The sequence below is a fragment of the Klebsiella aerogenes genome (assembly GCA_029027985.1).
Lineage (GTDB): Bacteria > Pseudomonadota > Gammaproteobacteria > Enterobacterales > Enterobacteriaceae > Klebsiella > Klebsiella aerogenes_A.
Genome location: CP119076.1, coordinates 2,594,184 through 2,617,284 on the forward strand (window position 1 = coordinate 2,594,184; position 23,101 = coordinate 2,617,284).

Genomic DNA, 23,101 nt, shown 5'->3' on the forward strand with positions numbered 1-23,101 from the left:
ACTATAAGCATTGCGGATGACGTATTGATTACATTTTCATTGCGAATAAACTTGTGACAGGCATTCGCCTCCATTCACAAAGGAACGCATATGAGCCGTTTTCGCCATGTTGAACTCCAGTACGCCAGCCGTCTGCTCAACCACGGCCCGACTATTATGATTACCAGCTATGATGCGCAATCCGGGCGCCGCAATGTGATGTCCGCCGCCTGGTCGATGCCGGTTGAGTTCGCGCCGCCGCGGGTGGCCATAGTGGTCGATAAAAGCACCTGGACGCGGGAAATCATCGAACGCAACGGCGCGTTTGGCATTGTGGTGCCCGGCGTCGCCGCCGCCAGTTGGGCCTATGCGGTCGGCAGCGTGAGTGGCCGGGATGAGGATAAGTTCAACGCCTATGGGATTCCGGTCGTGAATGGACCTGAGCTGGGGCTACCGTTGATTGAAGAGAAGTGTCTGGCATGGATGGAGTGTCGCCTGCTGCCCGCTACGGCGGCGCAAGAGCAATACGATACGCTGTTCGGCGAAGTGGTTTCCGCCGCCGCCGATGAACGCGTCTTCGCCAGCGGGCGCTGGCAGTTCGACGATGACAAACTGAATACCATTCACCATCTCGGCACCGGCAATTTTGTCGCCAGCGGCCGCCATGTGCAGGCGAACACGCCGGAAAAAGAGTAAGGCTCAGCCAGACGGTACCCCCGGAAATGCCGTTCAGGCGTACCGTCCGGGGGTTACATGCTGTAGCCCGGTTTTTTTATCAGCTGTTCCATCTGCGGCGCGATCTCGCTATCCCATACCTGCTGCCAGTCGCTCTGCGGCACCTGATTGAGGGCGACGCTGACCGAGCCGTCTTTAGTATTAAGATGACGAATCAGAACGTCGGTGATATCCGCAGCCAACGCGGTTTTTTGTTCTTCGCTCAGTTCGCGGGGAAAACACTTGATATCGACATGTGGCATAGCAGGCTCCTTTTTGATTAAGGATTTAAAGCTATCATAGGATCGACGCTTTAATTCTCAATTTGTGCCTTGAACCAGACCGTTAGCGCGTAACACCTGCTGTCGCGCCGGTTGCCGATATCCCGTCGTAAGCGCATAAAAAACCCGCCATAAAGGCGGGCGACAAAACGTCAATGTGGGTTTGTTCAGAGGGGAAACCTCAAACGCTATTATCGCTATTGCATTACATTCATCAATACGATGCTTTTATGATTCTCATTCAACAAACAAATAATTACAGCCTGTTTCGCCCCGCCGTACACTCACGCCAGGCCACAACGGCCACCAATACCACCGGGATCAGCACCGAATAAAACCCCGCAAGGATATATCCCAAGGCGCCAAGCCCTGCGCCCAGTAAAAAACCGAGCACCGAAGCACCCGACTTTTTGATTTTTTCGCCATTTTCCCGATTGGGCGACTGGCACCAGTTAACGACATCGATCGTCAGTTGCGTCACGTTACCGGTCATCATCGTGCTGGGGCTGGTTGTCGGCAGCAGTAAACGCGTCGTGGCGTTCCTCACGCCCATGGCCATCACGCCCGTCATCCCGGTCATCAACGCGGTCATGCTGTCAGCGCCGACGAACGGCTGCCACAACAGCCCTAACAGGCCGAAAAGCAGCAGCAACAGGATCTCGGCAATGAATAATCCGCCAAGAAATTTTGGCGTGATGATTTGACGACGCTTAATGACCAGCGTGGTCACCGCCACCGCCAGCATAAAAACCGGAATGGCGAGCAGCTTGGATAAAATACCTTCGCTGTTTGTCGCCAGAGCGGCTCCGGCGACCACCAGGTTTCCCGTGACGTGGGCGGTAAACAGGCCAAATAGCGTAATAAAGCTGATGGTGTCGATAGCGCCGCCGGACGCCGCGAGCAACGCGGGTTCGCGGTGGTGTTGCCAGCGTTGCTCCAGTAAGAGTTGGTTTTCGGCCACTGAGGATAGTCCCTTAATCATGAACGCGATGGAGACATCATTATAGCAATCCCCTGGCTGTTAATAATCACGTCATCAATATGTTATCCCCGGAGGATTCACTTCCGAATGGGCGACCTCCTCCCCCTGTTCGCCCCAGCGCGCCAGGACCTGTTGATATTCACCGCGGGCGATCGCGCCATCCAGCGCCGCCTGTAGCGCGTACACCAGACCATTGCCTTTTTTGCTGGTGGTCGCGACCCACGCTTTTTTCGGCCCGAGGCCGACGACTTTAGTTTTGCCGGTCAACGCGGCTTTGTAGGCGGCAACCGACTGCGGGCCAAAGAACACATCCGCCCGGCCCGACTGAATATAAAGATTGCCGGATGCGTCATCGGTCAGATAAACCGGCAGCGCCGGTTGCCGACCCGCAGCCTCGTTTTGCGCATTCCATCCCAGCAGGATCCGCTCCTGGTTGGTGCCGGAACCAACAATGACTTTGCGTCCCGCCAGGTCCTCAGCATGGCTAATATGCGCGATGTCACTGTCTGACTTCACCGAGAAGGCCAGTGAATCGACGCGATAAGTGGCAAAATCGAACCTCTCTTTGCGTTTTTCGGTCACGGCAATGTTAATCAGCGCCACATCGTAGCGCCCGGAGGCGATGCCCAACGGCCAGTCTTCCCAGGCGGTCGGCACCAGCTTCAGCTTCAGGCCAAGACTACCGGCCAGCAGTCGGGCGATATCCGGGTCGCTGCCGATACGCGTGCGGTTATCACTGGCCAACAGCGCCAGCGGCGGCGAATTCAGCGCCGAGATCGCCACCGTCAACACGCCAGGCTCCACGAAACGGTAGTTCGCCGGGATCTTACCGATCGCGTTATCATCCCGCGTGACCGGCAGCGGCCGCTCATTGGCGCGCAGATCGAGCGCGGCCTGCGCCTTGCCAATCAGGAGTAACAGCGCAAGCGCTGCGATGAGTGTTTTCATGCCAGCACCCGCGATAAAAATTGCCGGGTGCGCTGATGTTGCGGATGATTCAGCACCTCATCGCTGCTGCCCTGTTCAACAATTTTCCCGTCGACCATAAAGACCACCCGATCGGCCACCTCGCGGGCAAAGCCGATTTCATGGGTCACCACAACCAACGTCGTGCCGGAGCGCGCCAGCTTTTTAATCACATCCAGCACCTCGCCAACCAGTTCCGGATCTAACGCCGATGTGGGTTCATCGAACAACATCACCCGCGGATTCAGCGCCAGCGCGCGGGCGATAGCGATGCGCTGCTGCTGACCGCCGGAAAGGTGCCGCGACCAGGCATCGGCTTTATTGCGCAATCCAACGACATCAAGCAGTTCATAAGCGCGGGCGGTGGCTTCTTTGCGACTGGCGAGCTTATGGGCAATCGGCGCTTCAATCAGGTTCTCCAGCACCGTCAGGTGCGGAAACAAGTTGAAGTTCTGAAACACGTAACCGACATTGACCCGCTGACGCAGGATCTCCTTCTCTTTCAGCTCGTACAGTTTGTCGCCTTTACGGCGATAACCTATGTAGTCGCCATCGATCTGGATGAGCCCTGCGTCTACCCGTTCGAGATGGTTAATGGTACGCAGTAATGTCGATTTACCGGAACCAGACGGCCCGAGAATAACCGTCACCGTCCCCGGCGCGATGTCCAGCGACACGTCATCCAGCGCTTTATGACGACCAAAGTATTTACTCACGCCGGTTATCGAAATATGTCCGCTATGAGAGTTGGGCATGTACGGCCTCCTGCGGCTGCGGTTGGCGGATCGGGTCGTTTCCCCGCTGATGACGGGCGCTGTTTACCGCCGAACGGCGTTCGCTGCGCGCCAGCGCGCGTTCAACCAGATACTGAATGGCCGAAAGCACGCTGGTGATCGCCAGATACCAGGCCGCCCCCACCATCAGCAGCGGGATCACTTCCTGGGTGCGGTTGTAAATCATTTGAATGGTGTAGAACAATTCCGGCATCGCCAGCACGTAAACCATCGCCGTCCCCTTTGCCAGGCTGATGATTTCATTGAACCCGGCGGGTAAAATGGTACGTAGCGCCTGCGGCAGAATAATCCGCAGCGTGCGTCGCCAGGCCGGTAGCCCCAACGCCGCGGCAGCCTCGTATTGCCCATGGTCGACGCCCAAAAAACCGCCGCGAATAATCTCGGCGGTGTAGGCGCTTTGTACTAACGTCAGGCCAACTACCGCGGTAGAAAACTGTCCCAGTACGTTGATCGTCTGATAGCTGGCCCAGGTGACGCCGGTAAAGGGGATCCCCAGCGATAAGCTGTCGTACAGGTAGGAAAAGTTATACAGAATGATCAGCACCACAATCAGCGGCAGCGAACGAAACAACCAGATGTAGCCCCATGCCAGGCTGCTGAGCAACCATGACGATGACAGGCGCGCCAGCGCCAGCAGGCCGCCGAAGATCACGCTTAATACGGTACCGAGCAACGTCAACAACAGCGTTTGCCCTAACCCTTCGAGTATCACCGGGTCGAAGAACCAACGGGCGAAAACACCCCACTCCCAACGCGGATTGAAAGCCACCGATTGCACAACAACCGCCAGCGCCAGCAGGGCCAGCAGCGCGCCCACAACGCGCATCGGGTAGCGCGCCGGGACCACCTTAATGGTTTCAGATGAATGCATCATGCCTCCTCAGACACTGTGGCTAAATGCGCTAACCACCAGCGCTTTGGTGAACCGCAACCGGCCATCATAGGGCGGCTGGCTGTACGTTTCCGGGTCACGGGCAAGGTCAAACTGCGCCTCATAACCCTGACTGAGATAGAGCTTTACCGCCTCCGGCTGGCGAAAACCGGTGGTCAGATAAATATGGCGATACCCTGCCAGCGCCGCCCGCCGTTCCAGCTCTTGTACGACCTTCGCCGCCAGCCCCTGCTGACGCAGGCGCCGGTGGGTCCAGATGCGTTTGATTTCCGCCGTGTGCGGATCCTTCGGCTTATAGGCGCCAGTGGCGATAATGTCGCCGTCGCGCTCCAGCACGATAAACAGCCCCTGTGGCGCCAGATACCACTCACTTAATTCCACTTCGCCATCGCGGGAAAAATAGTCGCCATAGCGGGCCGCATACTCGGCAAATAAGCCGTGGATAATCGGTTGCAACTCCGGCGCATCCGGAGATATATCGCGAAATGCTTCACTCATAGCGCCTCCTGTCAGTCACCCAGCCCAGCCGGATTGATTTCAGAGCGTGGGATGCTTTCCACGCCCTCGCCCCAGCGTTGCAATACTTTGGCGTAGTCCCCGCTGGCAATCGCGCCATTCAGCGCCGCCTGTACAGCATCGACCAACCCGCTACCTTTTTTCACCGTCACCGCAATATGCGCCGCTTTCGGCCAGCCGCCGTCGACGCTACCGACCAGTTTGGTTTTACCGGTCAGAGCCGCCTTCCACGCACCAATCACGTTAGGGCCAAAGAAGGCATCGGCGCGCCCGGTTTGCAGGGCCAGCGTTTGCGCGGCATCATCTTTGGTGTACACCGGGGTGAACGGCTGCAATCCCTTCTTGATGTTTTCAGCATTCCACGCCAGCAAAATGGCCTCCTGGTTAGTGCCGGAGCCGACAATAATTTTCAGCCCGGCGATATCTTCAGCCTTGTCGATCTTGTTCAACGCACTACTGTTCTTCACGTAGAAGCCCAACGAATCCTTCCGGTAGGTGGCGAAATCAAACTTCGCTTTGCGTTCTTTGGTAACGGTAATATTGCTGATCGCCGCATCATATTTGCCGGAGGCGACGCCCAGTGGCCAGTCTTCCCATGAGGTTGGCACCACGTTAACCGCCAGACCAAGGCTGTCGGCCACCAGGCGAGCGATATCCGCTTCGCTGCCGAGCAGCGTTTTATTGTCATCCGCGAATACCGTCAGCGGCGGCGAATTGAGCGCCGCTACCGCGACGGTGAATTTCCCCGGCGTCGCCAGATGGAGGTCTTTTGGCAGCAGCGCAATCGCCTGCGGGTTTTTGGCCGCATGAATCGGCGTTTTGTTTGCTTCGAGGCTAACGCCAGTGCCGTTAATGTTAACGTCCTGAGCCCACGTAGAGGCGCTAAAGGCCAACGTGAACGCCAGTAATAATGTGGTTTTCTGCATAGCGTACTTCCCTGTTATTGTTTTTCGAATTGGTTAACGGGTAATGCCAGCCCCAAACTTTCTCGCAGGGTGGCGCCCGGATAGTCGTGACGGAATAGCCCGCGCGCCTGTAGCAGCGGCACCACCTCATCGACAAAGCGCGGGAACGTTTCTGGCGTCCCGCCCTGAATAATGAAACCGTCGGCGGCACGTTGTTCGAACCACTGCTGTAATCCATCGGCGACCTCGCTGGCGGTACCAGAGAAACGCGGGCGTGGGCTAGCTGCTTCCAACGCTACCTGACGTAGGGTTAATCCCCGTTCGCGGGCATTGCGTTTAATCTCATCGGTAGTACTGCGGAAGCTGTTCTGCCCAAGATCGCCGATATCCGGAAAAGGTTCATCCAGCGGGTATTGCGTAAAGTCGTGGTGTTCGAAATAACGCCCTAAATAGTTCAGCGCATCTTCGATCGATATTAACGCGGCGGTGGTCTGATACTGGCGTTCAACATCTTCGGCATCATCGCCAACGATCACGCTGACGCCCTGGAAAATATGCAGCTCATCCGGGTTACGCTGATAAGCCGCCAACAGGCTTTTCACATCACGGTAAAACGCCTGAGCCTCGGCCAGCGATTCCTGATGGGTAAAAATGGCGTCAGCGTGACGCGCGGCTAATTTTTTACCATCGTCAGATGCCCCGGCCTGAAATATAATCGGTCGTCCCTGCGGCGTGCGGGCGATATTTAGCGGCCCGGCGACCTTAAAAAAATCGCCATGATGGTCAAGTGTGTGCAGTTTATTTTTATCAAAGAACTGACCGGTCTCTTTATTACGCACAAAAGCATCTTGTTCCCAGGAGTCCCATAACCCTTTCACCACCTGCAGATATTCATCAGCAATGCGGTAGCGCAGCGCATGGTCGGGATGCCGGGCGCGAGAAAAGTTCTTCGCTGAACCTTCTAACGGTGAGGTCACTACGTTCCAGCCAGCGCGCCCCTGGCTTAAGTGGTCAAGGCTGGCGAACTGCCGCGCGGTAGTAAACGGCTCACTGTAGGAGGTAGAGAGGGTACCCACCAGCCCCAGGCGCTGAGTCACCGCCGCCAGAGTCGATAATACGGTTAACGGCTCAAAGCGATTTAAAAAATGAGGAATAGATTTTTCATTGATATATAAACCATCGGCGACAAAAATAAAGTCTAATTTTCCCTGCTCAGCTTTAATCGCCGTCTCTTTAACAAATGAAAAATTAATACTGGCGTCTGCCAGCGCCGCCGGATGACGCCAGGCGGACATATTTCCCGACGCGCCATGCAAAATGGTGCCCAGGCGCAATTGCCGTTTTTCAGACATAATGACCCCTTACCCTGTCAAAAATTAAATATGCTGTAGCGCTTGCTCCGCCAGATCCGCAAAATAATGAGCGGCGGGAGCAATGATGTTTTCATCCGGATTAAAAGCTGGATGGTGCAGGCCGAATTCGCTGGCGCTGCCGATGCTGACAAAGGCGCCGGGAATATGTTGCAGGTACACAGCAAAATCCTCGCCGCCTAAATGCAGATCGGCGTGCTGCGTGTGATAACCCGATCGCGCGGCCACGGCGCTGGCGAATTCCGCCCAACGCGCATCGTTGACCAATGCTGTCGGTCCGGCGTACCAGAAAACGTCTATCTGCGCGCCGAAGGCGCTGGCGAAGCCCGCGGCGATTTCGCTGACTCGCGCTTTCACCCGCTGCTGCACCTCGCTGCTATGGGTTCGCAACGTGCCTTCCAGTTCAACGCTTTCCGGCAGCACGTTCCAGGTATTACCGCCCTGAATTCGCGTCACGCTGAGCACCACCGAATCGAGGGTATTGACCTCGCGGCTGGCGACGCTCTGCAGCAACGTCACCAACTGGCTCGCCAGCAGGATGGCATCTTTACCTTCATGCGGGCGGGCGGCATGCGCGCCTTTTCCGGTGACGTTAAAGACGAAGCGGTCAACATTGGCATAAAACGGGCCGCCGCGAGTGGCGAATTCCCCAACGGCTAAATTCGGTTCGTTGTGCATTCCGAAAATCGCCGATACGCCGTCGAGCGCCCCGGCGCGAATCAGCGTTTTCGCGCCGCCAAAGCTCTCTTCCGCAGGCTGGAACAGGATCCGTACCCGGCCCGGCAATCGTGCTTCGCGTTCTTTCAATAACAGCGCCGCGCCAAGCATCACGCTGGTATGAATATCGTGGCCGCAGGCGTGCATCACGCCCGGATTCTGCGAGCGGAACGGCAGCCCGGTCGCTTCGTCAATCGGCAAGGCGTCAATATCCGCCCGCAACGCGATGATCGTATCGCCGCTGCCCACTTCCGCCACCGCGCCGGTGGCTAACTCGTAAGGCAACAGGGTCAGGCCGCCGCTTTGCAGCCAGTCGCGAACGCGCACGGTGGTGGCGACCTCCTGTAACGAGAGTTCCGGATTTTGATGCAGTTCACGCCGCCAGCTAATCAACTGTTGTGCAAAATTCATCGCGCCACCTCCGCGCCAAGGTGCGCTTGCGCCAACAGAGCCAGAGAGGCCAACCGCGCCCGGCCTTCGCTAATCGGCGTGTCGATAATAAATTCGTCAATCCGCCACTGCGCCTGCAGCTCATCGAGTTGCGCTTTAACCGCGTCGGCAGTGCCGAAGAGCAGCGAAGATTCGCGGCGCTCAATGTGCTTCGGCGAGCTACCGGCCTGACGGGCAAATGCCGCCGCCTGCGCTTCGCTACCCACCGTCACCCGTTGGCCGTTTTCCAGTTCAACGCCCCACACTTCCACCTGTTTCGCCAGTTCGGCGGCGCTGACGGTATCTTGCGCGACGATCGCCTGCACGGCGACGATAATCTCGCGGCGGCTTAATTCACGCCACTGGGCGAGTACGTCGCGCAGCAGGTTTTTATCGCCGTTGAGGTGGGCGGCAAAAACAAAATTCCAGTCCAGACTCGCCGCCAGGCGCGCGCTCTCAACGCTGGCGCCCAGCAGGAAACCGTCCGCACGGCGCGGCGGGATCGGCGTGGCGCGCAGGCTCTCTTCTCCCTGGCTTTCGGTCAGCGCCAGCCAGTTATCCAGTTGTGCGAGTTGTTCGGCAAAGCCGCCTTTCTCATCCTGATGCAGCCCCTGTTGCAGAGCGCGGGTGGCGAGCGGCAGGCCGCCCGGCGCTTTACCGACGCCAAGGTCGACGCGGCCCGGCGCAATGCTGGCCAGCACATTGAAGTTCTCGGCGACTTTGTACGGGCTGTAGTGCTGCAGCATCACCCCGCCGGACCCAACGCGGATCCGGCGGGTTTGTCCGAGGATCCAGGCGATAAGCAGTTCCGGCGACGGGCTCGCCAGCTGCTCGGCATTGTGATGTTCGGCAATCCAAAAGCGATGATAGCCCCAGTGCTCCGCCTGTTGCGCCAGCGTTAACGTTCGCGCCAGCGCCTGAGCGGCGGTTTCGCCAGCGGCGAGAGGACTTTTATCCAGGATACTGATTCGATAAGACATTTCGCAGGCTCGTTTTAATTAACATGCCTGCATTATTAGGATCTGCTGCGTGCGCTGAGAAACAATTTATTTACATGTGCTCTGCCGGAAATTAGATATACGGTGCATTGGAAGATATCTGCGACCTGACCAATTCCGCGATAAATACCTCCGTCTGTTGTCTGTTACGCAAACGGACGAAGCGAATATGGCGATACTGCGGATTATGCATGTCCGCCAGGTAGCGCCGTCGGTTGGCGCGCCAGGTTTTGATTGTCCACCAGATGATAGATTCCCGGTGAAGGAAGGAACGGCGAAAACTTTCACAATTGCCGGTCCCCGGCCAAAGCTCCTGATGACGCCAGGCTCGTTTCACCGCCCGTCCGACCGCCTGGTATAAGGTTTGACAGAAACCGTAATCCACCCACACGACCACATCGATATCGCGCCATTTCACTGCCCGGCTGCGATTATAGTTACCATCCAGCACCCAACCCGGCGCTGCGGTTGCCTGAGCAATATTCGCGAAAAACACATCATCCGGCGCCCCCTGCCACTGCGGCCGCCAATAAAGGCGATCCAGTTCAATGTACGGCAGAGAAAGCACCGTCGCCAGCCGTTGCGCAAGGGTTGATTTGCCTACGCCGCTGGTGCCTACCACGTTGATTTTCATGACGGTCACTTCCCGATTATCCCCCAGTGAGACTCAGCATAGTCGATCTCCTACCCGATGGGTCATTCTGGCGAAATCCCCCTGCACGGCTTAGACTCAACCTCCAGCCATGAGCTCAATTCATTAATGCGGAAAATTGATGCTAAAAGATAACGTTAACGATCTGCTGTCGTTTATGGTGGTCGCCCGCGAGCGCAGTTTTACTCGCGCCGCCGCCCAGTTGGGGGTCTCGCAATCGGCGCTGAGCCATGCAATGCGCAACCTTGAAGCTCGCCTGGATGTCCGTCTGCTGACCCGTACCACCCGCAGCGTCGCCCCTACCGAAGCCGGTGAAAGGTTATTTCAGCGCCTGAGCCCGCATCTGACCGAGATTGAGCACGAGCTCAGCGCCCTGCGCGATACTCGCGAGCGTCCGGCGGGCAATATCCGTCTTACCGCAGGTGAACACGCCACCAGCGCCATTCTCTGGCCAGCGCTGAAGCCATTTATGCTGCAGTATCCGGACATTAATATTGAAATTACTGTCGATAACGGCCTGACCGACATCGTCGATGGCCGCTTTGACGCCGGGGTGCGCCTTGGCGAGCAGGTAGCGAAGGATATGATTGCAGTACGCATCGCCCCGGATATGCGCATGGCGGTGATCGGTTCGCCAGAGTATCTACAGCGTTTCGGGACGCCGCAGACGCCTTATGAACTTGAGCAGCACCGCTGCATCAACATGCGACTACCGACGCGCGGCGGGCTCTACGCGTGGGAGTTCGAGCGTGACGGGCAGGAGGTGCGAGTCCGCGTCGAAGGCCAGATTACACTTAACAATCTGCCGCAGCGTATCGATGCCGCGGAATCCGGGCTTGGGCTGGCCTACGTACCGGATGACTGCGTGCAGCAGGCGCTGGCGGCGGGCCGTCTGGTGCGCGTACTTGAAGACTGGACGCCCTCCTTCGCGGGATATCACCTGTATTACCCCAGCCGTCGTCAGCATACCACCGCGTTTGCGCTACTCGTCGACGCGTTGCGTCATTGAATTCATTGATATTTAAGTAAGTGCTGTTGTGAAATGTTTTACGTGCGTCACTATCACGTAACGTGTAGGATGCTGCGCCGTGCCTGGTTTTATCTCTACGACAGAATGGCGAGAAAACCAGCACAATGTACTGCCACTCCGGGGTACAGCGACCACTCATGGACATTGACAGGAAAATGGGTACATCATGAATACCAAACACACTGATGCGGCAGAGCACCATGCCGCAAAACGCCACTGGCTCAACTCTCACGAGTCGGGCTACCACAAGGCGATGGGCAACCGACAAGTACAAATGATCGCCATTGGCGGCGCCATCGGCACCGGTCTTTTCCTCGGCGCCGGAGCGCGATTGCAAATGGCAGGCCCGGCGCTGGCGCTGGTTTATCTGGTCTGCGGTATCTTCTCTTTCTTCATCCTTCGCGCCCTCGGCGAACTGGTTCTCCACCGCCCCTCCAGCGGTAGTTTCGTCTCCTACGCTCGTGAATTCCTCGGTGAAAAAGCCGCTTACGTCGCCGGTTGGATGTATTTCATTAACTGGGCGATGACCGGGATCGTCGATATCACCGCCGTCGCGTTGTATATGCACTACTGGGGCGCTTTTGGCGATGTTCCGCAGTGGGTGTTCGCCCTCGGCGCGCTGGCGATTGTCGGTACCATGAATATGATCGGCGTAAAATGGTTCGCCGAAATGGAGTTCTGGTTCGCGTTAGTGAAAGTATTGGCCATCGTGGCTTTCCTGGTGGTCGGGACGATTTTCCTCGGCACCGGCAAACCACTGGACGGCAATACCACCGGTTTCCATCTGATTACCGACAATGGCGGTTTCTTCCCCCACGGCCTGCTACCTGCGCTGGTGTTGGTGCAGGGCGTCGTTTTCGCCTTTGCCTCCATCGAACTGGTGGGCACCGCCGCAGGCGAATGTAAAGACCCGCAAACCATGGTGCCGAAGGCGATCAACAGCGTAATCTGGCGCATCGGTCTGTTCTATGTCGGCTCCGTGGTCCTACTGGTGCTACTGCTGCCGTGGAATGCCTATCAGGCCGGGCAAAGCCCGTTTGTGACCTTCTTCTCGAAGCTTGGCGTACCCTATATCGGTAGCGTCATGAATATCGTGGTGCTCACCGCTGCGCTTTCCAGCCTGAACTCCGGGCTGTACTGCACCGGGCGTATTCTGCGTTCGATGTCAATGGGCGGTTCGGCGCCGAAGTTCATGTCGAGGATGAGCCGTCATCACGTCCCTTACGCCGGGATCCTGGCGACGATTGCGGTATACGTGGTTGGGGTATTCCTCAACTATCTGGTGCCATCGCAGGTGTTTGAGATCGTGCTCAACATCGCGTCGCTGGGGATCATCGCCTCGTGGGGCTTTATCGTGGTGTGTCAGATGCGCCTGCGTAAGGCTATCAAAGAAGGGAGAGCGGCGGATGTCGGTTTCAAAATGCCGGGTGCGCCATTTACCTCATGGCTGACGCTGTTATTCTTGCTCAGCGTGCTGGTGCTGATGGCCTTCGATTACCCGAATGGCACCTACACTATCGGTTCCATTCCGCTGTTGGCCGTACTGTTGGTCGCGGGCTGGTTCGGCGTACGTAAACGCGTTGCGGCAATTCACAGTACCGCGCCGGGCGTTGCAAAGCCGTAACCCATCACCATGGCGGTTTGCCTCATCACGGGCAAACCGTCACAACGCACTTAATTATCTTCTACCAACTGAGCGACGTCACTGCTGTTAATTTCGCGCTTGTTGCCTGACTCATCGGTATAACGGGTCATGCCGGTCTCTTTATCCAGTTGCGGTTTACCGTGCGTGACGATCGTTTGTCCGCTTTTCGTCGTCATGACGTAATTAGAGCTACAACCAGCCAGAAGCGCCAGCATTGCCGCCGCGCAGATCACCATATATGGCTTTTTCATATTTTCTCCAGGATGATAACCACCTTCCCACTGCCTGCGAGCGGGAAAAGTTAAGTGTATAACCTTTATAGTAATCAGGCTAATAGCGGTTTGTTACAGAGGGTAAGTAAGAGGATAAGGAGGGGGTTCCCCCCTCCGGTAGAGATTACAGCGCGATGCGGATCACGTCGTCTGGCGCGGTTGCTTCTTTCTGACGAGTCGACTCCTGCTTCACGCTGACAAACAGCGTCTTACCATCGGCAGACAACGCCAGGCTGTTCGGGAAGGTCGGAGTTTTGAAGGTTTTGACGACCTTGTAGGTCTTCGCGTCAATCACGCTCACTTCACCCGCTTTACGATGGGTGACATAAACTTCATTGCGGGTCGGGTTGAACAACACCGCTAAAGATTCCGGCGCGGCAATTTTCTGCAGCACCTTCCCGTCGCGAATATCGACCACCAGCACTTCCGGTTGTTTGCTATCGGTAATGAAAGCACGGTGCCCGGCGGTATCCAGACTCAGATTCAGATAGAAGTGCTCTTTACCGTCGTCCTGCAGCTTTTTACGCGACAGAATTTTGTTGCTATCGGTATCGATAGTCAGCAGTTCGCCATCGGCATTCGTGGTGTAAAGACGTTTGGCATCGCTGTCGATCGCCAGGCCCGTCGCCATCGCCCCGGTATTCGCGATGGTGTCTTTTAGCGTCAGTTTGTCGCCATCCACCACCCAAATCACGCTCTCTTTACCGAGGCCAGAGATATAAACGGTATTGGTCTTCTCATTCACCACCAGCTCACGCGGCTGCAACGGGCGCACAGTTTCGCTGCGTTTGCGATCGTCAAGCACCAGACGGCCTTTCACCGCACTGGTTTTCGCATCAATCGCGGTAACGGTGCTATCAACGGTGTTGCCAAACCACAACGTCTGGGTGGTGTTGTTGATGGTGGCGCCGAACGGTTTCAGATCGTTATGGATAATCTGGGTGATGTCGAGGGTCGTGGGATCCAGGCGATAGACGATACCGCCTTTATCCAGTGAACGGCTCTGCGAGGTCGCCACCCATAGCGCATTCTCCTGCTGGCTATAAGCCATTTCGTATGCGCCCTTACCGACCGCCTTGCGCAGTAACTCTTCCGCGGCGTGGGCGCTGAAGCTACCCGCTAACAGTAAAGAGGTTAATAACAGAGAACGGCGCAAACGCGGCGCGGATAACTGACGTAATGACATAACGACTCCCTTTGATGAAACAACAGTTTACTGGTTCGACATCGCTTCCATAGCGTGAAGTTCGAGCTTCACTTTTTATAAATGAGAATAGTAATCATTATTCATCTTAATGTGGAGCGTTAATTGTTGTTTTTGGGTAAAAAAATAGCCGTCGCCTACTATTACTTAACGAACGATTAGTTAGTGATTTTCAAATAATTTACAAAAGGTGTAACATATATACATATGTTCCATTTGGTACGTTTCTTTTTGCGAGTCGCTTTCATGAAAATTGTTGTCGTGCGCACGGTCGCGCTCCCCGCTTTATTGTTCCCCTTTGTCGCCAGCGTGCACGCCAGCATTACTGAAGAACACACCATGGTGGTCACCGCAACACCCACGACGGTATCCGAACTGGATACGCCCGCTGCCGTCAGCGTGGTCAACGGCGATGAGATGCGCCAGGCGGCGCCGCGAGTTAACCTCTCGGAATCGCTCGGCGCAGTCCCCGGCCTGCAGGTGCAAAACCGACAGAACTACGCCCAGGATTTACAGTTGTCGATTCGCGGCTTCGGTTCCCGTTCCACCTATGGCGTGCGGGGACTACGCCTTTACGTTGACGGTATTCCGGCCACCATGCCTGATGGCCAGGGCCAGACGTCGAATATCGATATTGGCAGCATCGATAGCCTTGAAGTATTGCGCGGCCCCTTTTCCGCGCTATACGGTAACTCCTCCGGCGGCGTGATTAACGTCAACACCCAAACCGGCAGCCAGCCGCCGACGATTGAAGCCAGCAGCTACTACGGCAGCTTCGGCACCTGGCACTACGGGTTGAAGGCCACCGGCGCTGTCGGCGATGGATCCCAGGCCGGCGATGTCGATTACACTGTATCGACCAACCGTTTCACCACCCACGGTTCTCGCGATCACAGCGGCGCGCGTAAAAATCTCGCTAACGCCAAACTGGGCGTGCGTATTAACGAGGTCAGCAAATTAACGTTGCTGTTCAATAGCGTTGATATTAAAGCCAACGATCCGGGCGGACTGAGCTACGACGAATGGCAGAATAACCCGCGCCAGTCGCCGCGAGGCGATCAGTACAACACGCGGAAAACGGTGAAACAAACCCAGGCCGGGTTACGCTATGAGCGCCAACTGAGCCAGCAAGACGATCTCAGCGTAATGATGTATGCCGGTGAGCGTGAGACTACGCAATATCAGTCAATCCCGATGGCGCCGCAAAAGAATCCGTCACATTCCGGCGGGGTTATCGATCTGACCCGACATTACCAGGGTATCGATACCCGCTGGACTCACCGCGGCGAACTGCTGGTGCCGGTGACCTTTACCACCGGTCTTGATTACGAAAATATGAGCGAGCGACGTAAGGGTTACGAAAACTACGTCATGGTGAACGGCGCGCCGCAATATGGCGAACAGGGCGATCTGCGGCGTAATGAACGTAACCTGATGTGGAATCTGGATCCCTATCTGCAGACCCAGTGGCAGCTGACGGAAAAACTCACCCTTGATGCAGGCGTGCGTTACAGTTCGGTATGGTTTGACTCTAACGATCACTACATCACGCCGGATAACGGCGACGATAGCGGCGATGCCAGCTACCACAAATGGCTGCCAGCCGGTTCATTAAAGTATGCGGTAACGGACGCGTGGAACGTCTATCTCTCCGCTGGTCGTGGTTTTGAAACACCGACCATCAATGAGCTGTCGTACCGTTCCGGCAACCAGAGCGGATTAAATTTTGCTCTACAGCCATCAACCAACGAAACGGTAGAGATAGGTAGTAAAACGCGAGTCGGCAACGGTCTGTTCACCGCCGCGTTATTCCAGACCGATACCGACAATGAAATTGTCGTGGATACCAGCAGCGGCGGCCGCACCAGCTATAAAAACGCGGGTAAGACGCGTCGTCAGGGCATGGAGTTAGGTCTCGATCAGCAATTTGGCGACAGCTGGAAGTTAAAAGCGGCGTGGACCTGGCTTGACGCCACCTACCGCACCAACGTTTGCGGCTCATCTGATTGCAATGGCAATCGTATTCCGGGTATTGCCCGTAACATGGGCTACGCCTCATTCGGCTATCAGCCGGAAAGCGGTTGGTACGCTGGCAGCGATATCCGCTATATGGGTGACATTATGGCCGACGACGCCAACACCGCGAAAGCACCATCGTGGACCGTGGTCGGCCTGACCACCGGCTATAAATGGAGCTACGGTAAAATGGATATGGATGTGTTTGGCCGCGTCGATAACCTGTTTGACCGTAACTATGTCGGCTCGGTTATTGTCAATGAATCCAACGGGCGCTACTTCGAACCGGCTCCGGGGCGTAACTACGGCATCGGCATGAATATCGCCTGGCGCTTCGAGTAACGGCGTTAGCCGTTTTGCTCTGACGATAACAACAGGATCGCTTGCCGGATCCTGTTGTCTTGCCGCCTGCGCTCTCGTTAGAAAGCACTTCTTAAGGACAATTCGAAAATAATCTTTTCCGCCTGGCAGGAGAAAGCGACCGCGGCGTCTAGCTTCGCCTCGCTACCCACTGACTCGATGTTATATTCCACTTTTGGCGCCTCGCTAGCAGCCGCCGCCTTCGCCGCGCGTTCGCGAATAGCCGCTAGTGCGGATTCCGCCTCCTCGCGGGTAGGGAAACATTTTTCTACCCGGTAGACGCAATCGTCATTATCAATAATCGACCCAACATCAATGGCACAGCCTTTAGTACTGCATTTATCCACTACATCTTTCATCGCATTAACCTCTTAAGTTTTCCTAAGGATAAAAAGGCGCTAGCGGAAAAGCAAACCTTAATGATTGTATGGATTAGCCGTTTATAACGACAAGCTTCGTGAACACCATCACACTCTCCTGTATTTAACCTCGTCTATCGCGATTCGCAGCGTTAGCTTGGTCACAGAATAACGCCAATAAGGAGCTGCTATGGCACTGCCGATTATCATCGATTGCGATCCGGGTCATGACGACGCGATCGCGCTGGTCCTCGCCCTCGCCTCACCTGAACTTGAAGTCAAAGCCGTCACCTCTTCCGCTGGCAATCAGACGCCGGATAAGACGCTGCGCAACGTACTGCGGATGCTGACGCTGTTAAAGCGTCACGACATTCCCGTTGCTGGCGGCGCGCTGAAACCGCTGATGCGCGATTTAATCATTGCCGATAACGTTCACGGCGAAAGCGGGCTTGATGGCCCTGCATTGCCGGAACCGGCGTTTGCGCCGCAGGACTACACGGCCGTGGCGCTGATGGCGAAAGTGTTACGCGAAAGCCGAGAACCGGTAACGCTGGTCGCAACGGGCCCGCAGACCAACATCGCGCTGCTGCTTGCCAGCCATCCGGAACTGCGCGCTAACATCGCCCGCATTGTGATCATGGGCGGCGCGATGGTGTTGGGGAACTGGCAGCCGGCGGCGGAGTTTAATATTTACGTCGATCCAGAGGCCGCGGAGATGGTGTTCCAGTCCGGGATCCCGGTGGTAATGGCCGGATTAGATGTGACGCACAAAGCGCAAATTCATGCCGCCGATATCGAGCGTTTTCGTCTGATCGGCAATCCGGTCGCGACCGTCGTCGCCGAACTGCTGGACTTCTTTATGGAATATCACAAGGATGAAAAATGGGGCTTTATCGGTGCACCGCTGCACGATCCCTGCACCATCGCCTGGCTATTAAAACCGGACATGTTCACCACCATCGAGCGCTGGGTCGGCGTCGAAACGCAAGGCAAATACACCCAGGGGATGACGGTGGTGGATTATTATAATCTGACCGGAAACCCACCCAATGCCACGGTGATGCTGGACATCGATCGCCAGGCATTCGTCGATTTGCTCGCGCAGCGGTTAGCGTTTTACGCATAGATGGCGTAACCCCGGGAAGCGCAACAGCGCAACCGGGGAATTTACAGAGTTAATATTTACTTATCCGTTGATACCTTGATCACCACCTTGCCGAAGTTTTCGCCCTTCAACAGACCAATCAACGCCTGTGGCGCTTGTTCCAGACCATCTACCATCTGCTCACGGTATTTGATTTTGCCTTCCTGTACCCAACGTCCCATGTCCCGCTGGAACTCTGCAATACGGTGGCCATAATCCTGACCGATGATAAAACCCTGCATCCGGATTCGTTTCTTGAGAAGAGTCGCCATTAGCAACGGTAAACGATCCGGCCCATCCGGGAGTCCCGTCGCGTTATAGCCACTCACCAACCCGCATACCGGCACTCGCGCCGAGGTATTCAACAGCGGTAGTACCGCATCAAAGACTTTGCCGCCGACGTTTTCATAGTAAACATCAATCCCCTGCGGACAGGCCTGCGCTAGCTGCTGGGCAAAATCAGGCGCCCGGTGGTCCAGACAAATATCAAAACCCAACGTCTCAACCGCATAGCGACACTTCTCAGTACCGCCGGCAATGCCGACCACGATGCAGTCCTTGATTTTGCCGATTTGCCCGACGGTCGCCCCCACGGGACCCGTGGCGGCAGCCACCACCAGGGTCTCTCCTGCTTTCGGCTGACCGATATCCAGCAACCCCATATAGGCGGTAAAACCCGGCATACCGAGCACGCCAAGTGCCCATGAAGGATGCTGCGGATTAGCTCCCAATTTTACCAACCCGCTGCCATCGGAAAGCTCATAATCCTGCCATCCGCTATAGCCAAGCACCCACTCTCCGGGTTGAAAATCGCGATGATGGGAACTCACCACGCGGCTCACGGTACCGCCGACCATCACCGCGCCAATATCCACCGGCGGAGAGTAAGACGGTGCATCGCTCATGCGCCCGCGCATATAGGGATCGAGAGACAAAAAAACGGTACGCAGCAGAATCTGTCCCGGCCCTGGCGTCGGGATCTCCCCCTCTTCCAGATGGAAATTGGCTGTCGTAGGTTCACCGTGCGGACGGGAAGACAGCACCCAGCGGCGATGGCGTTGCGAATTAACGGTCATAGTAAATTCCTTAATAAGAGGACTGTACTGAGGCTAGTCGCTTTATACACAACGCGCTTTGACATTATGAGGCGGATTGATTCAGACGCACCACCAGGTAAACACAAGTGTCGTTGGTTTCATTGATAAATCGGCAGTCATTCGGCGGCCCCAGCTCCAGACAATCCCCTGCCTGCATCTGATGACGAGTATTGCCTTCGATGAACACCAACTCACCCTGCTGTAGCCAGATAAGTTGCCGCGCCAGCGCGTACGAGGAGGCGGGCATTGGTACATCGCTACCGGCCGGCAGCTCAACCTGTACCAGATCAATCGGCAGATCGCTACGCGGAGAAACATGGCGCCGGAGATAATGGCTTTGCGGATCGCGCCACACCGGCTGGCTGGCGAAGCGCAGTAACTTGCCCTCCTGCATCTCTGCGCGGGCGATTAATGTTGACATACTGATGCCAAAGGCGCCGGAAAGACGACCCAGCATCGACGCCGTGGGGCTACTTTCGCCGCGTTCGATCTTATGAATCATCGCCCGCGACGCGCCTGCCCGCTCGGCCAAATCGTTAAGCGACCAGCCGCGCGACTCGCGTTCGATGCGGATGCGCGCACTGATCCGCTGGTTAAGATTGTCTTCTATAGTATTCATAACGTAATAATATAGTGTGCATCCCAGCGTGACACAACTGCCAGAAAAACCCAGTATTCAACCAGTCATCAGTAAAATTTATGGCTAAAACTGATGACAGCCAGCCGTTCATTATTGTAATAATATCGTACTACTATAGTGTACAAAACCTGAGGTTTGCTATGTCCATCCGCCATGCCAGTAAAGACGATTGCGCGGCGATCGCCGAAATCTACAATCACGCCGTGCTACATACCGCGGCCATCTGGAACGATAAAACCGTCGATACCGATAACCGCATTGCCTGGTTCGAAGCCCGCCGCATCGCTGGCTACCCGGTGCTGGTGAGCGAAGAAAACGGCGTCATTACTGGATATTCCTCGTTTGGCGACTGGCGCGCGTTTGACGGTTTCCGCCATACCGTCGAGCATTCGGTCTATGTACATCCCGACCATCAAGGTAAAGGTCTCGGTCGCAAACTGCTTATCGCTTTAATCGGCGAAGCGCGACGTCTGAAAAAACATGTGATGGTGGCCGGAATTGAAACTCAAAACCACGCCTCGCTGCATCTGCATGAAACGCTGGGCTTTGTCACCACCGGGCAGATGCCGCAGGTTGGCACTAAATTTGGCCGCTGGTTGGATCTGACCTTTATGCAGCTACAGCTCGACGATCGTCGCGATCCGGACGGCGAGGCATGAACCAGTCGCTGACCCTCGCCTGCCTGATTGCCGCCGGCGTCGGGCTGGTGCTGCAAAATACCCTGATGGTGCGCATCACTCAGTCGGCATCGACGATACTCATCGCCATGCTGCTGAATTCACTGGTAGGGATCGTGATTTTTGTGACGATTTTGCTGTTGCGCCACGGCGCCGCCGGCTTTCAGGAGCTGGCGCTGAGCGTAAAATGGTGGACGTTGATCCCCGGGCTGTTAGGATCGTTTTTCGTCTTCGCCAGTATCAGTGGTTATCAACACGTTGGCGCGGCAACGACCATTGCCGTTCTGGTAGCCAGTCAACTGGTTGGCGGGCTGGTGATTGACGTCATTCGCGCTCACGGGGTGCCTGTTCGGGCATTGATCGGGCCATTATGCGGCGCGGTAATGTTGGTGATCGGCGCCTGGCTAATCGCCAGACGCCAGTTCTGAAGCCGTCCTCAGAGGATCGCGCCGCCTTTGGTTAACTGCTCGCGACGCGCTTCCTGTTCTTCCTGATGCTGACGCCCATGATGCGCAATAGCCGTGCGCAGGCGCTGCTGCTGGGTATAACGCGCCTCGCGGCTCAGTTCGGCATCATCGCTTAACGCAATCAGCAGCTCGTTCATATGGGTAATCACCCCTTCGGCAATCGTGTCATCGACTTTGGCAATGACTTCATCCAGATGTGCCATCCTGCTCTCCTTTCGATTAATTCAGCTTAGCTTTAGAAAAATCGCTCCCCATCAGACTCACGCTATAGCCGCTGACGTTACTGCGGGTGGCATAGAAGGTTTTACCGGTCGCCAGAGTGATCCACGGCGCCTGCTGGTAAAAGATCTCCTGAGCCTGTTCGTACAGTTTGGCACGGGCCTGCGGGTCGCTCACCTGCAGCGCTTTCTTCACCAACGCATCGTACGACTTATCGCACCAGCGCGCGACGTTGGAGCCGGTTTTGATGTTATCACAGCTGAGCAGCGTGCCCGCAAAGTTGTCCGGGTCGCCGTTGTCAGACATCCAGCCAAACAGCGCGCTGTCGTGCTCGCCCTTACGCATACCGGAAAGATATTCACCCCACTCGTAACTGACGATTTTTGCCTTAATGCCGACCTTACTCCAGTCGCTCTGGATCATTTCAGCGATACGTTTGGAGTTCGGATTATATGGCCGCTGCACCGGCATCGACCATAGGGTCACTTCCGCCCCTTTCTCCAGACCCGCCTGCTTAAGCAGCGCTTTTGCTTTCTGCGGATCGTAGTCGTAATCCGGGAGATCTTTCTTATAACCGAGCATATTGGCCGGGATCGGCGATTTCGCCACGCTTCCGGAATCAAGGAACACCGCTTTCACAATCGCCTGCTTGTCGGTGGCGTAGTTCAACGCTTTACGCACCAGTACGTTATCAAACGGTTTCTTCTCGGTATTAAACGCCAGATAACCCACGTTCAACGCCTCTACCGAGTGCAGTGCCAGATCTTTATTGCCCTTGATCACCGGGAACTGCACCGGCGATGGCGCCGGGATAATCTGGCATTCATTGGTCTGCAGCTTGGCCAGACGGGTTTCAACATTCGGCGTGATGGAGAAGATCAGATGCTTAGTGGGGACCTCGCCTTCCCAGTAGTTCGGGTTGGCGATATAGCGGATTTGCGAATCCACCTTGTACTGCTGTAGCGCATACGGGCCTGTGCCGATAGGCCAGCTATCGACATATTCCGGCGTGCCTTTTTTCAGCATCGCATCGGCATACTCAGCGGAAAGAATAGAGGCAAAGTCCATCCCCCAGTCGGCAAGGAAGGCCGCATTCGGCTCGGTCAGCACAAACTGAACGTGATAATCATCGACCTTCTTCACTTCTTTAATCAGCTTATCCAGGCCAACGTCGTGGAAATATTCATAATTACCCTGCGAGACGTTGTGATACGGATGTTTTGCATCCTGCTGGCGCAGCACCGAGAACAACACGTCATCGGCGTTGAAGTCGCGAGTCGGTTTAAAGTACTTATTGCTGTTGAACTGCACGCCCTTACGCAGGGTGAAGGTCCAGGTTTTACCATCCGGTGACACCTGCCACTCGGTCGCCAGCGAAGGGATTGGCGTGTTTTTGACCGGATCAAAAGTAATCAGACGGTTATAGAGCACCTGCGAGCTGGCGACGAATGAAGGGCCGGAGCTGGCGATTTGCGGGTTGAAAGATTCCGGCGAGGCTTCTGAGCAATAGACCAGCGTGTCGTTGCCTGCCGCCCACGCAGCGCTGGCTGGCAGCAGCGCGCTCAACGCCAGCGCAAGTAGTGTTTTCCCTGTAGACATGGTTATAAACCTTATGAATTTGTTATATGCCCACTAATAACAGCACAGCGGGATGCAACCAGCAAATAATCAATTAACGTAACGTTATGCGCAAACGGGTGTTTTCGCAGATTTATTCGCCATCCAGGTACGACGCGACAGCGTTATCCGCCAAAGATGTGACCGACGCTGAACACG

The 23,101-nt window shown here is 55.9% G+C and carries 23 protein-coding genes and 2 pseudogenes; 7 read left to right on the forward strand and 18 right to left on the reverse strand.

Features of this window, described 5'->3' with window-relative positions; genetic code table 11:
- Positions 1-90: 90 nt before the first annotated feature.
- Positions 91-675: a flavin reductase family protein gene (locus tag PYR66_12415; protein ID WEF26156.1), complete on the forward strand. Its 585-nt coding sequence runs from the start codon at positions 91-93 to the stop codon at positions 673-675.
- A gap of 53 nt (positions 676-728) precedes the next feature.
- On the opposite strand, the gene pptA is transcribed toward PYR66_12415, so the two are convergent.
- From pptA to PYR66_12465, 10 genes and pseudogenes are all read right to left on the reverse strand, one after another.
- The gene (pptA, locus tag PYR66_12420) at positions 729-956 is read right to left on the reverse strand and encodes a tautomerase PptA (protein ID WEF26157.1); all 228 of its coding nucleotides are present in this window, start codon (positions 954-956) and stop codon (positions 729-731) included.
- Positions 957-1,230: 274 nt separating this feature from the next.
- Positions 1,231-1,935, reverse strand: a complete 705-nt coding sequence (locus PYR66_12425) for a YoaK family protein (protein ID WEF26158.1) — start codon at positions 1,933-1,935, stop codon at positions 1,231-1,233.
- Between the two features lie 75 nt (positions 1,936-2,010).
- The gene (locus PYR66_12430) at positions 2,011-2,904 is read right to left on the reverse strand and encodes a transporter substrate-binding domain-containing protein (GenBank protein ID WEF26159.1); all 894 of its coding nucleotides are present in this window, start codon (positions 2,902-2,904) and stop codon (positions 2,011-2,013) included.
- Positions 2,901-3,677 carry an amino acid ABC transporter ATP-binding protein gene (locus PYR66_12435; protein ID WEF26160.1) on the reverse strand — a complete coding sequence of 259 codons (777 nt, stop codon included), beginning with the start codon at positions 3,675-3,677 and terminating at the stop codon, positions 2,901-2,903. Before PYR66_12435 ends, PYR66_12430 begins: the two co-directional genes overlap by 4 nt.
- A complete protein-coding gene (locus PYR66_12440; GenBank protein WEF30441.1) occupies positions 3,661-4,587 on the reverse strand; it encodes an amino acid ABC transporter permease in 927 nt (308 codons plus the stop codon). The genes PYR66_12435 and PYR66_12440 overlap by 17 nt, the downstream gene beginning before the upstream one ends.
- A gap of 9 nt (positions 4,588-4,596) precedes the next feature.
- Positions 4,597-5,106, reverse strand: a complete 510-nt coding sequence (locus PYR66_12445) for a GNAT family N-acetyltransferase (protein ID WEF26161.1) — start codon at positions 5,104-5,106, stop codon at positions 4,597-4,599.
- 11 nt (positions 5,107-5,117) lie between these two features.
- Positions 5,118-7,381: pseudogene (locus PYR66_12450) on the reverse strand (NtaA/DmoA family FMN-dependent monooxygenase).
- Positions 7,382-7,405: 24 nt separating this feature from the next.
- Positions 7,406-8,527, reverse strand: coding sequence for an amidohydrolase (locus PYR66_12455; protein WEF26162.1), 1,122 nt, complete (start codon positions 8,525-8,527; stop codon positions 7,406-7,408).
- Positions 8,524-9,525 carry an MsnO8 family LLM class oxidoreductase gene (locus PYR66_12460; GenBank protein ID WEF26163.1) on the reverse strand — a complete coding sequence of 334 codons (1,002 nt, stop codon included), beginning with the start codon at positions 9,523-9,525 and terminating at the stop codon, positions 8,524-8,526. Before PYR66_12460 ends, PYR66_12455 begins: the two co-directional genes overlap by 4 nt.
- A gap of 91 nt (positions 9,526-9,616) precedes the next feature.
- On the reverse strand, positions 9,617-10,177 hold the full coding sequence (locus PYR66_12465; GenBank protein WEF26164.1) for an adenylate kinase: 561 nt from the start codon (positions 10,175-10,177) through the stop codon (positions 9,617-9,619).
- 139 nt (positions 10,178-10,316) lie between these two features.
- Between PYR66_12465 and PYR66_12470 the strand changes: the two genes are divergently transcribed.
- Entirely contained in the window at positions 10,317-11,204 is an 888-nt protein-coding gene (locus tag PYR66_12470; protein ID WEF26165.1) for a LysR family transcriptional regulator, read from the forward strand.
- Between the two features lie 187 nt (positions 11,205-11,391).
- Positions 11,392-12,849: an L-asparagine permease gene (gene ansP, locus PYR66_12475; protein ID WEF26166.1), complete on the forward strand. Its 1,458-nt coding sequence runs from the start codon at positions 11,392-11,394 to the stop codon at positions 12,847-12,849.
- A 50-nt stretch (positions 12,850-12,899) separates the two neighbouring features.
- On the opposite strand, the gene PYR66_12480 is transcribed toward ansP, so the two are convergent.
- The gene (locus tag PYR66_12480; protein ID WEF26167.1) at positions 12,900-13,121 is read right to left on the reverse strand and encodes a YgdI/YgdR family lipoprotein; all 222 of its coding nucleotides are present in this window, start codon (positions 13,119-13,121) and stop codon (positions 12,900-12,902) included.
- Positions 13,122-13,266: 145 nt separating this feature from the next.
- Positions 13,267-14,328, reverse strand: coding sequence for a YncE family protein (locus PYR66_12485; protein ID WEF26168.1), 1,062 nt, complete (start codon positions 14,326-14,328; stop codon positions 13,267-13,269).
- Positions 14,329-14,592: 264 nt separating this feature from the next.
- Here PYR66_12485 and pqqU point away from each other — a divergent pair, with 264 nt between their 5' ends.
- Positions 14,593-16,704, forward strand: a complete 2,112-nt coding sequence (gene pqqU / locus PYR66_12490) for a TonB-dependent receptor PqqU (protein ID WEF26169.1) — start codon at positions 14,593-14,595, stop codon at positions 16,702-16,704.
- Positions 16,705-16,781: 77 nt separating this feature from the next.
- Here the strand turns inward: pqqU and PYR66_12495 are convergent, their stop codons facing one another.
- Together PYR66_12495 and PYR66_12500 are read right to left on the reverse strand one after the other, a co-directional pair.
- Positions 16,782-17,081, reverse strand: a complete 300-nt coding sequence (locus PYR66_12495; protein ID WEF26170.1) for a DUF406 domain-containing protein — start codon at positions 17,079-17,081, stop codon at positions 16,782-16,784.
- Positions 17,082-17,208: 127 nt separating this feature from the next.
- Positions 17,209-17,310, reverse strand: a pseudogene (locus PYR66_12500) (hypothetical protein).
- On the opposite strand from PYR66_12500, the gene rihA reads away from it, so the two are divergent.
- Complete coding sequence (gene rihA / locus PYR66_12505; protein WEF26171.1) at positions 17,272-18,207, forward strand: pyrimidine-specific ribonucleoside hydrolase RihA; 936 nt, start codon at positions 17,272-17,274, stop codon at positions 18,205-18,207. The pseudogene PYR66_12500 and the gene rihA sit on opposite strands and share 39 nt — an antisense overlap.
- A 56-nt stretch (positions 18,208-18,263) precedes the next feature.
- Here the strand turns inward: rihA and PYR66_12510 are convergent, their stop codons facing one another.
- Together PYR66_12510 and PYR66_12515 are read right to left on the reverse strand one after the other, a co-directional pair.
- The gene (locus PYR66_12510) at positions 18,264-19,301 is read right to left on the reverse strand and encodes an NADP-dependent oxidoreductase (protein WEF26172.1); all 1,038 of its coding nucleotides are present in this window, start codon (positions 19,299-19,301) and stop codon (positions 18,264-18,266) included.
- Positions 19,302-19,365: 64 nt separating this feature from the next.
- Entirely contained in the window at positions 19,366-19,941 is a 576-nt protein-coding gene (locus PYR66_12515) for an XRE family transcriptional regulator (protein WEF26173.1), read from the reverse strand.
- Between the two features lie 161 nt (positions 19,942-20,102).
- Between PYR66_12515 and PYR66_12520 the strand changes: the two genes are divergently transcribed.
- Both PYR66_12520 and PYR66_12525 read left to right on the forward strand, forming a co-directional pair.
- A complete protein-coding gene (locus PYR66_12520) occupies positions 20,103-20,621 on the forward strand; it encodes a GNAT family N-acetyltransferase (GenBank protein WEF26174.1) in 519 nt (172 codons plus the stop codon).
- On the forward strand, positions 20,618-21,067 hold the full coding sequence (locus PYR66_12525; GenBank protein ID WEF26175.1) for a DMT family transporter: 450 nt from the start codon (positions 20,618-20,620) through the stop codon (positions 21,065-21,067). The genes PYR66_12520 and PYR66_12525 overlap by 4 nt, the downstream gene beginning before the upstream one ends.
- 8 nt (positions 21,068-21,075) lie before the next feature.
- Here the strand turns inward: PYR66_12525 and PYR66_12530 are convergent, their stop codons facing one another.
- Together PYR66_12530 and PYR66_12535 are read right to left on the reverse strand one after the other, a co-directional pair.
- Entirely contained in the window at positions 21,076-21,309 is a 234-nt protein-coding gene (locus PYR66_12530) for a YdcY family protein (protein WEF26176.1), read from the reverse strand.
- A 16-nt stretch (positions 21,310-21,325) separates the two neighbouring features.
- A complete protein-coding gene (locus PYR66_12535) occupies positions 21,326-22,924 on the reverse strand; it encodes an ABC transporter substrate-binding protein (protein ID WEF26177.1) in 1,599 nt (532 codons plus the stop codon).
- Positions 22,925-23,101 lie beyond the last annotated feature (177 nt).

Excerpts from the sequence above, each read along its gene's own strand:
- pqqU (WEF26169.1), top strand. The coding sequence starts at position 14,593 with ATGAAAATTGTTGTCGTGCGCACGGTCGCGCTCCCCGCTTTATTGTTC.
- PYR66_12470 (WEF26165.1), top strand. The coding sequence starts at position 10,317 with ATGCTAAAAGATAACGTTAACGATCTGCTGTCGTTTATGGTGGTCGCC.
- PYR66_12530 (WEF26176.1), bottom strand. The coding sequence starts at position 21,309 with ATGGCACATCTGGATGAAGTCATTGCCAAAGTCGATGACACGATTGCC.
- PYR66_12515 (WEF26173.1), bottom strand. The coding sequence starts at position 19,941 with ATGAATACTATAGAAGACAATCTTAACCAGCGGATCAGTGCGCGCATC.
- PYR66_12455 (WEF26162.1), bottom strand. The coding sequence starts at position 8,527 with ATGAATTTTGCACAACAGTTGATTAGCTGGCGGCGTGAACTGCATCAA.
- ansP (WEF26166.1), top strand. The coding sequence starts at position 11,392 with ATGAATACCAAACACACTGATGCGGCAGAGCACCATGCCGCAAAACGC.
- PYR66_12485 (WEF26168.1), bottom strand. The coding sequence starts at position 14,328 with ATGTCATTACGTCAGTTATCCGCGCCGCGTTTGCGCCGTTCTCTGTTA.
- PYR66_12460 (WEF26163.1), bottom strand. The coding sequence starts at position 9,525 with ATGTCTTATCGAATCAGTATCCTGGATAAAAGTCCTCTCGCCGCTGGC.
- PYR66_12480 (WEF26167.1), bottom strand. The coding sequence starts at position 13,121 with ATGAAAAAGCCATATATGGTGATCTGCGCGGCGGCAATGCTGGCGCTT.
- PYR66_12510 (WEF26172.1), bottom strand. The coding sequence starts at position 19,301 with ATGACCGTTAATTCGCAACGCCATCGCCGCTGGGTGCTGTCTTCCCGT.
- PYR66_12535 (WEF26177.1), bottom strand. The coding sequence starts at position 22,924 with ATGTCTACAGGGAAAACACTACTTGCGCTGGCGTTGAGCGCGCTGCTG.
- PYR66_12415 (WEF26156.1), top strand. The coding sequence starts at position 91 with ATGAGCCGTTTTCGCCATGTTGAACTCCAGTACGCCAGCCGTCTGCTC.
- rihA (WEF26171.1), top strand. The coding sequence starts at position 17,272 with ATGGCACTGCCGATTATCATCGATTGCGATCCGGGTCATGACGACGCG.
- PYR66_12430 (WEF26159.1), bottom strand. The coding sequence starts at position 2,904 with ATGAAAACACTCATCGCAGCGCTTGCGCTGTTACTCCTGATTGGCAAG.
- pptA (WEF26157.1), bottom strand. The coding sequence starts at position 956 with ATGCCACATGTCGATATCAAGTGTTTTCCCCGCGAACTGAGCGAAGAA.
- PYR66_12445 (WEF26161.1), bottom strand. The coding sequence starts at position 5,106 with ATGAGTGAAGCATTTCGCGATATATCTCCGGATGCGCCGGAGTTGCAA.
- PYR66_12520 (WEF26174.1), top strand. The coding sequence starts at position 20,103 with ATGTCCATCCGCCATGCCAGTAAAGACGATTGCGCGGCGATCGCCGAA.
- PYR66_12435 (WEF26160.1), bottom strand. The coding sequence starts at position 3,677 with ATGCCCAACTCTCATAGCGGACATATTTCGATAACCGGCGTGAGTAAA.
- PYR66_12525 (WEF26175.1), top strand. The coding sequence starts at position 20,618 with ATGAACCAGTCGCTGACCCTCGCCTGCCTGATTGCCGCCGGCGTCGGG.
- PYR66_12465 (WEF26164.1), bottom strand. The coding sequence starts at position 10,177 with ATGAAAATCAACGTGGTAGGCACCAGCGGCGTAGGCAAATCAACCCTT.
- PYR66_12495 (WEF26170.1), bottom strand. The coding sequence starts at position 17,081 with ATGAAAGATGTAGTGGATAAATGCAGTACTAAAGGCTGTGCCATTGAT.
- PYR66_12440 (WEF30441.1), bottom strand. The coding sequence starts at position 4,587 with ATGCATTCATCTGAAACCATTAAGGTGGTCCCGGCGCGCTACCCGATG.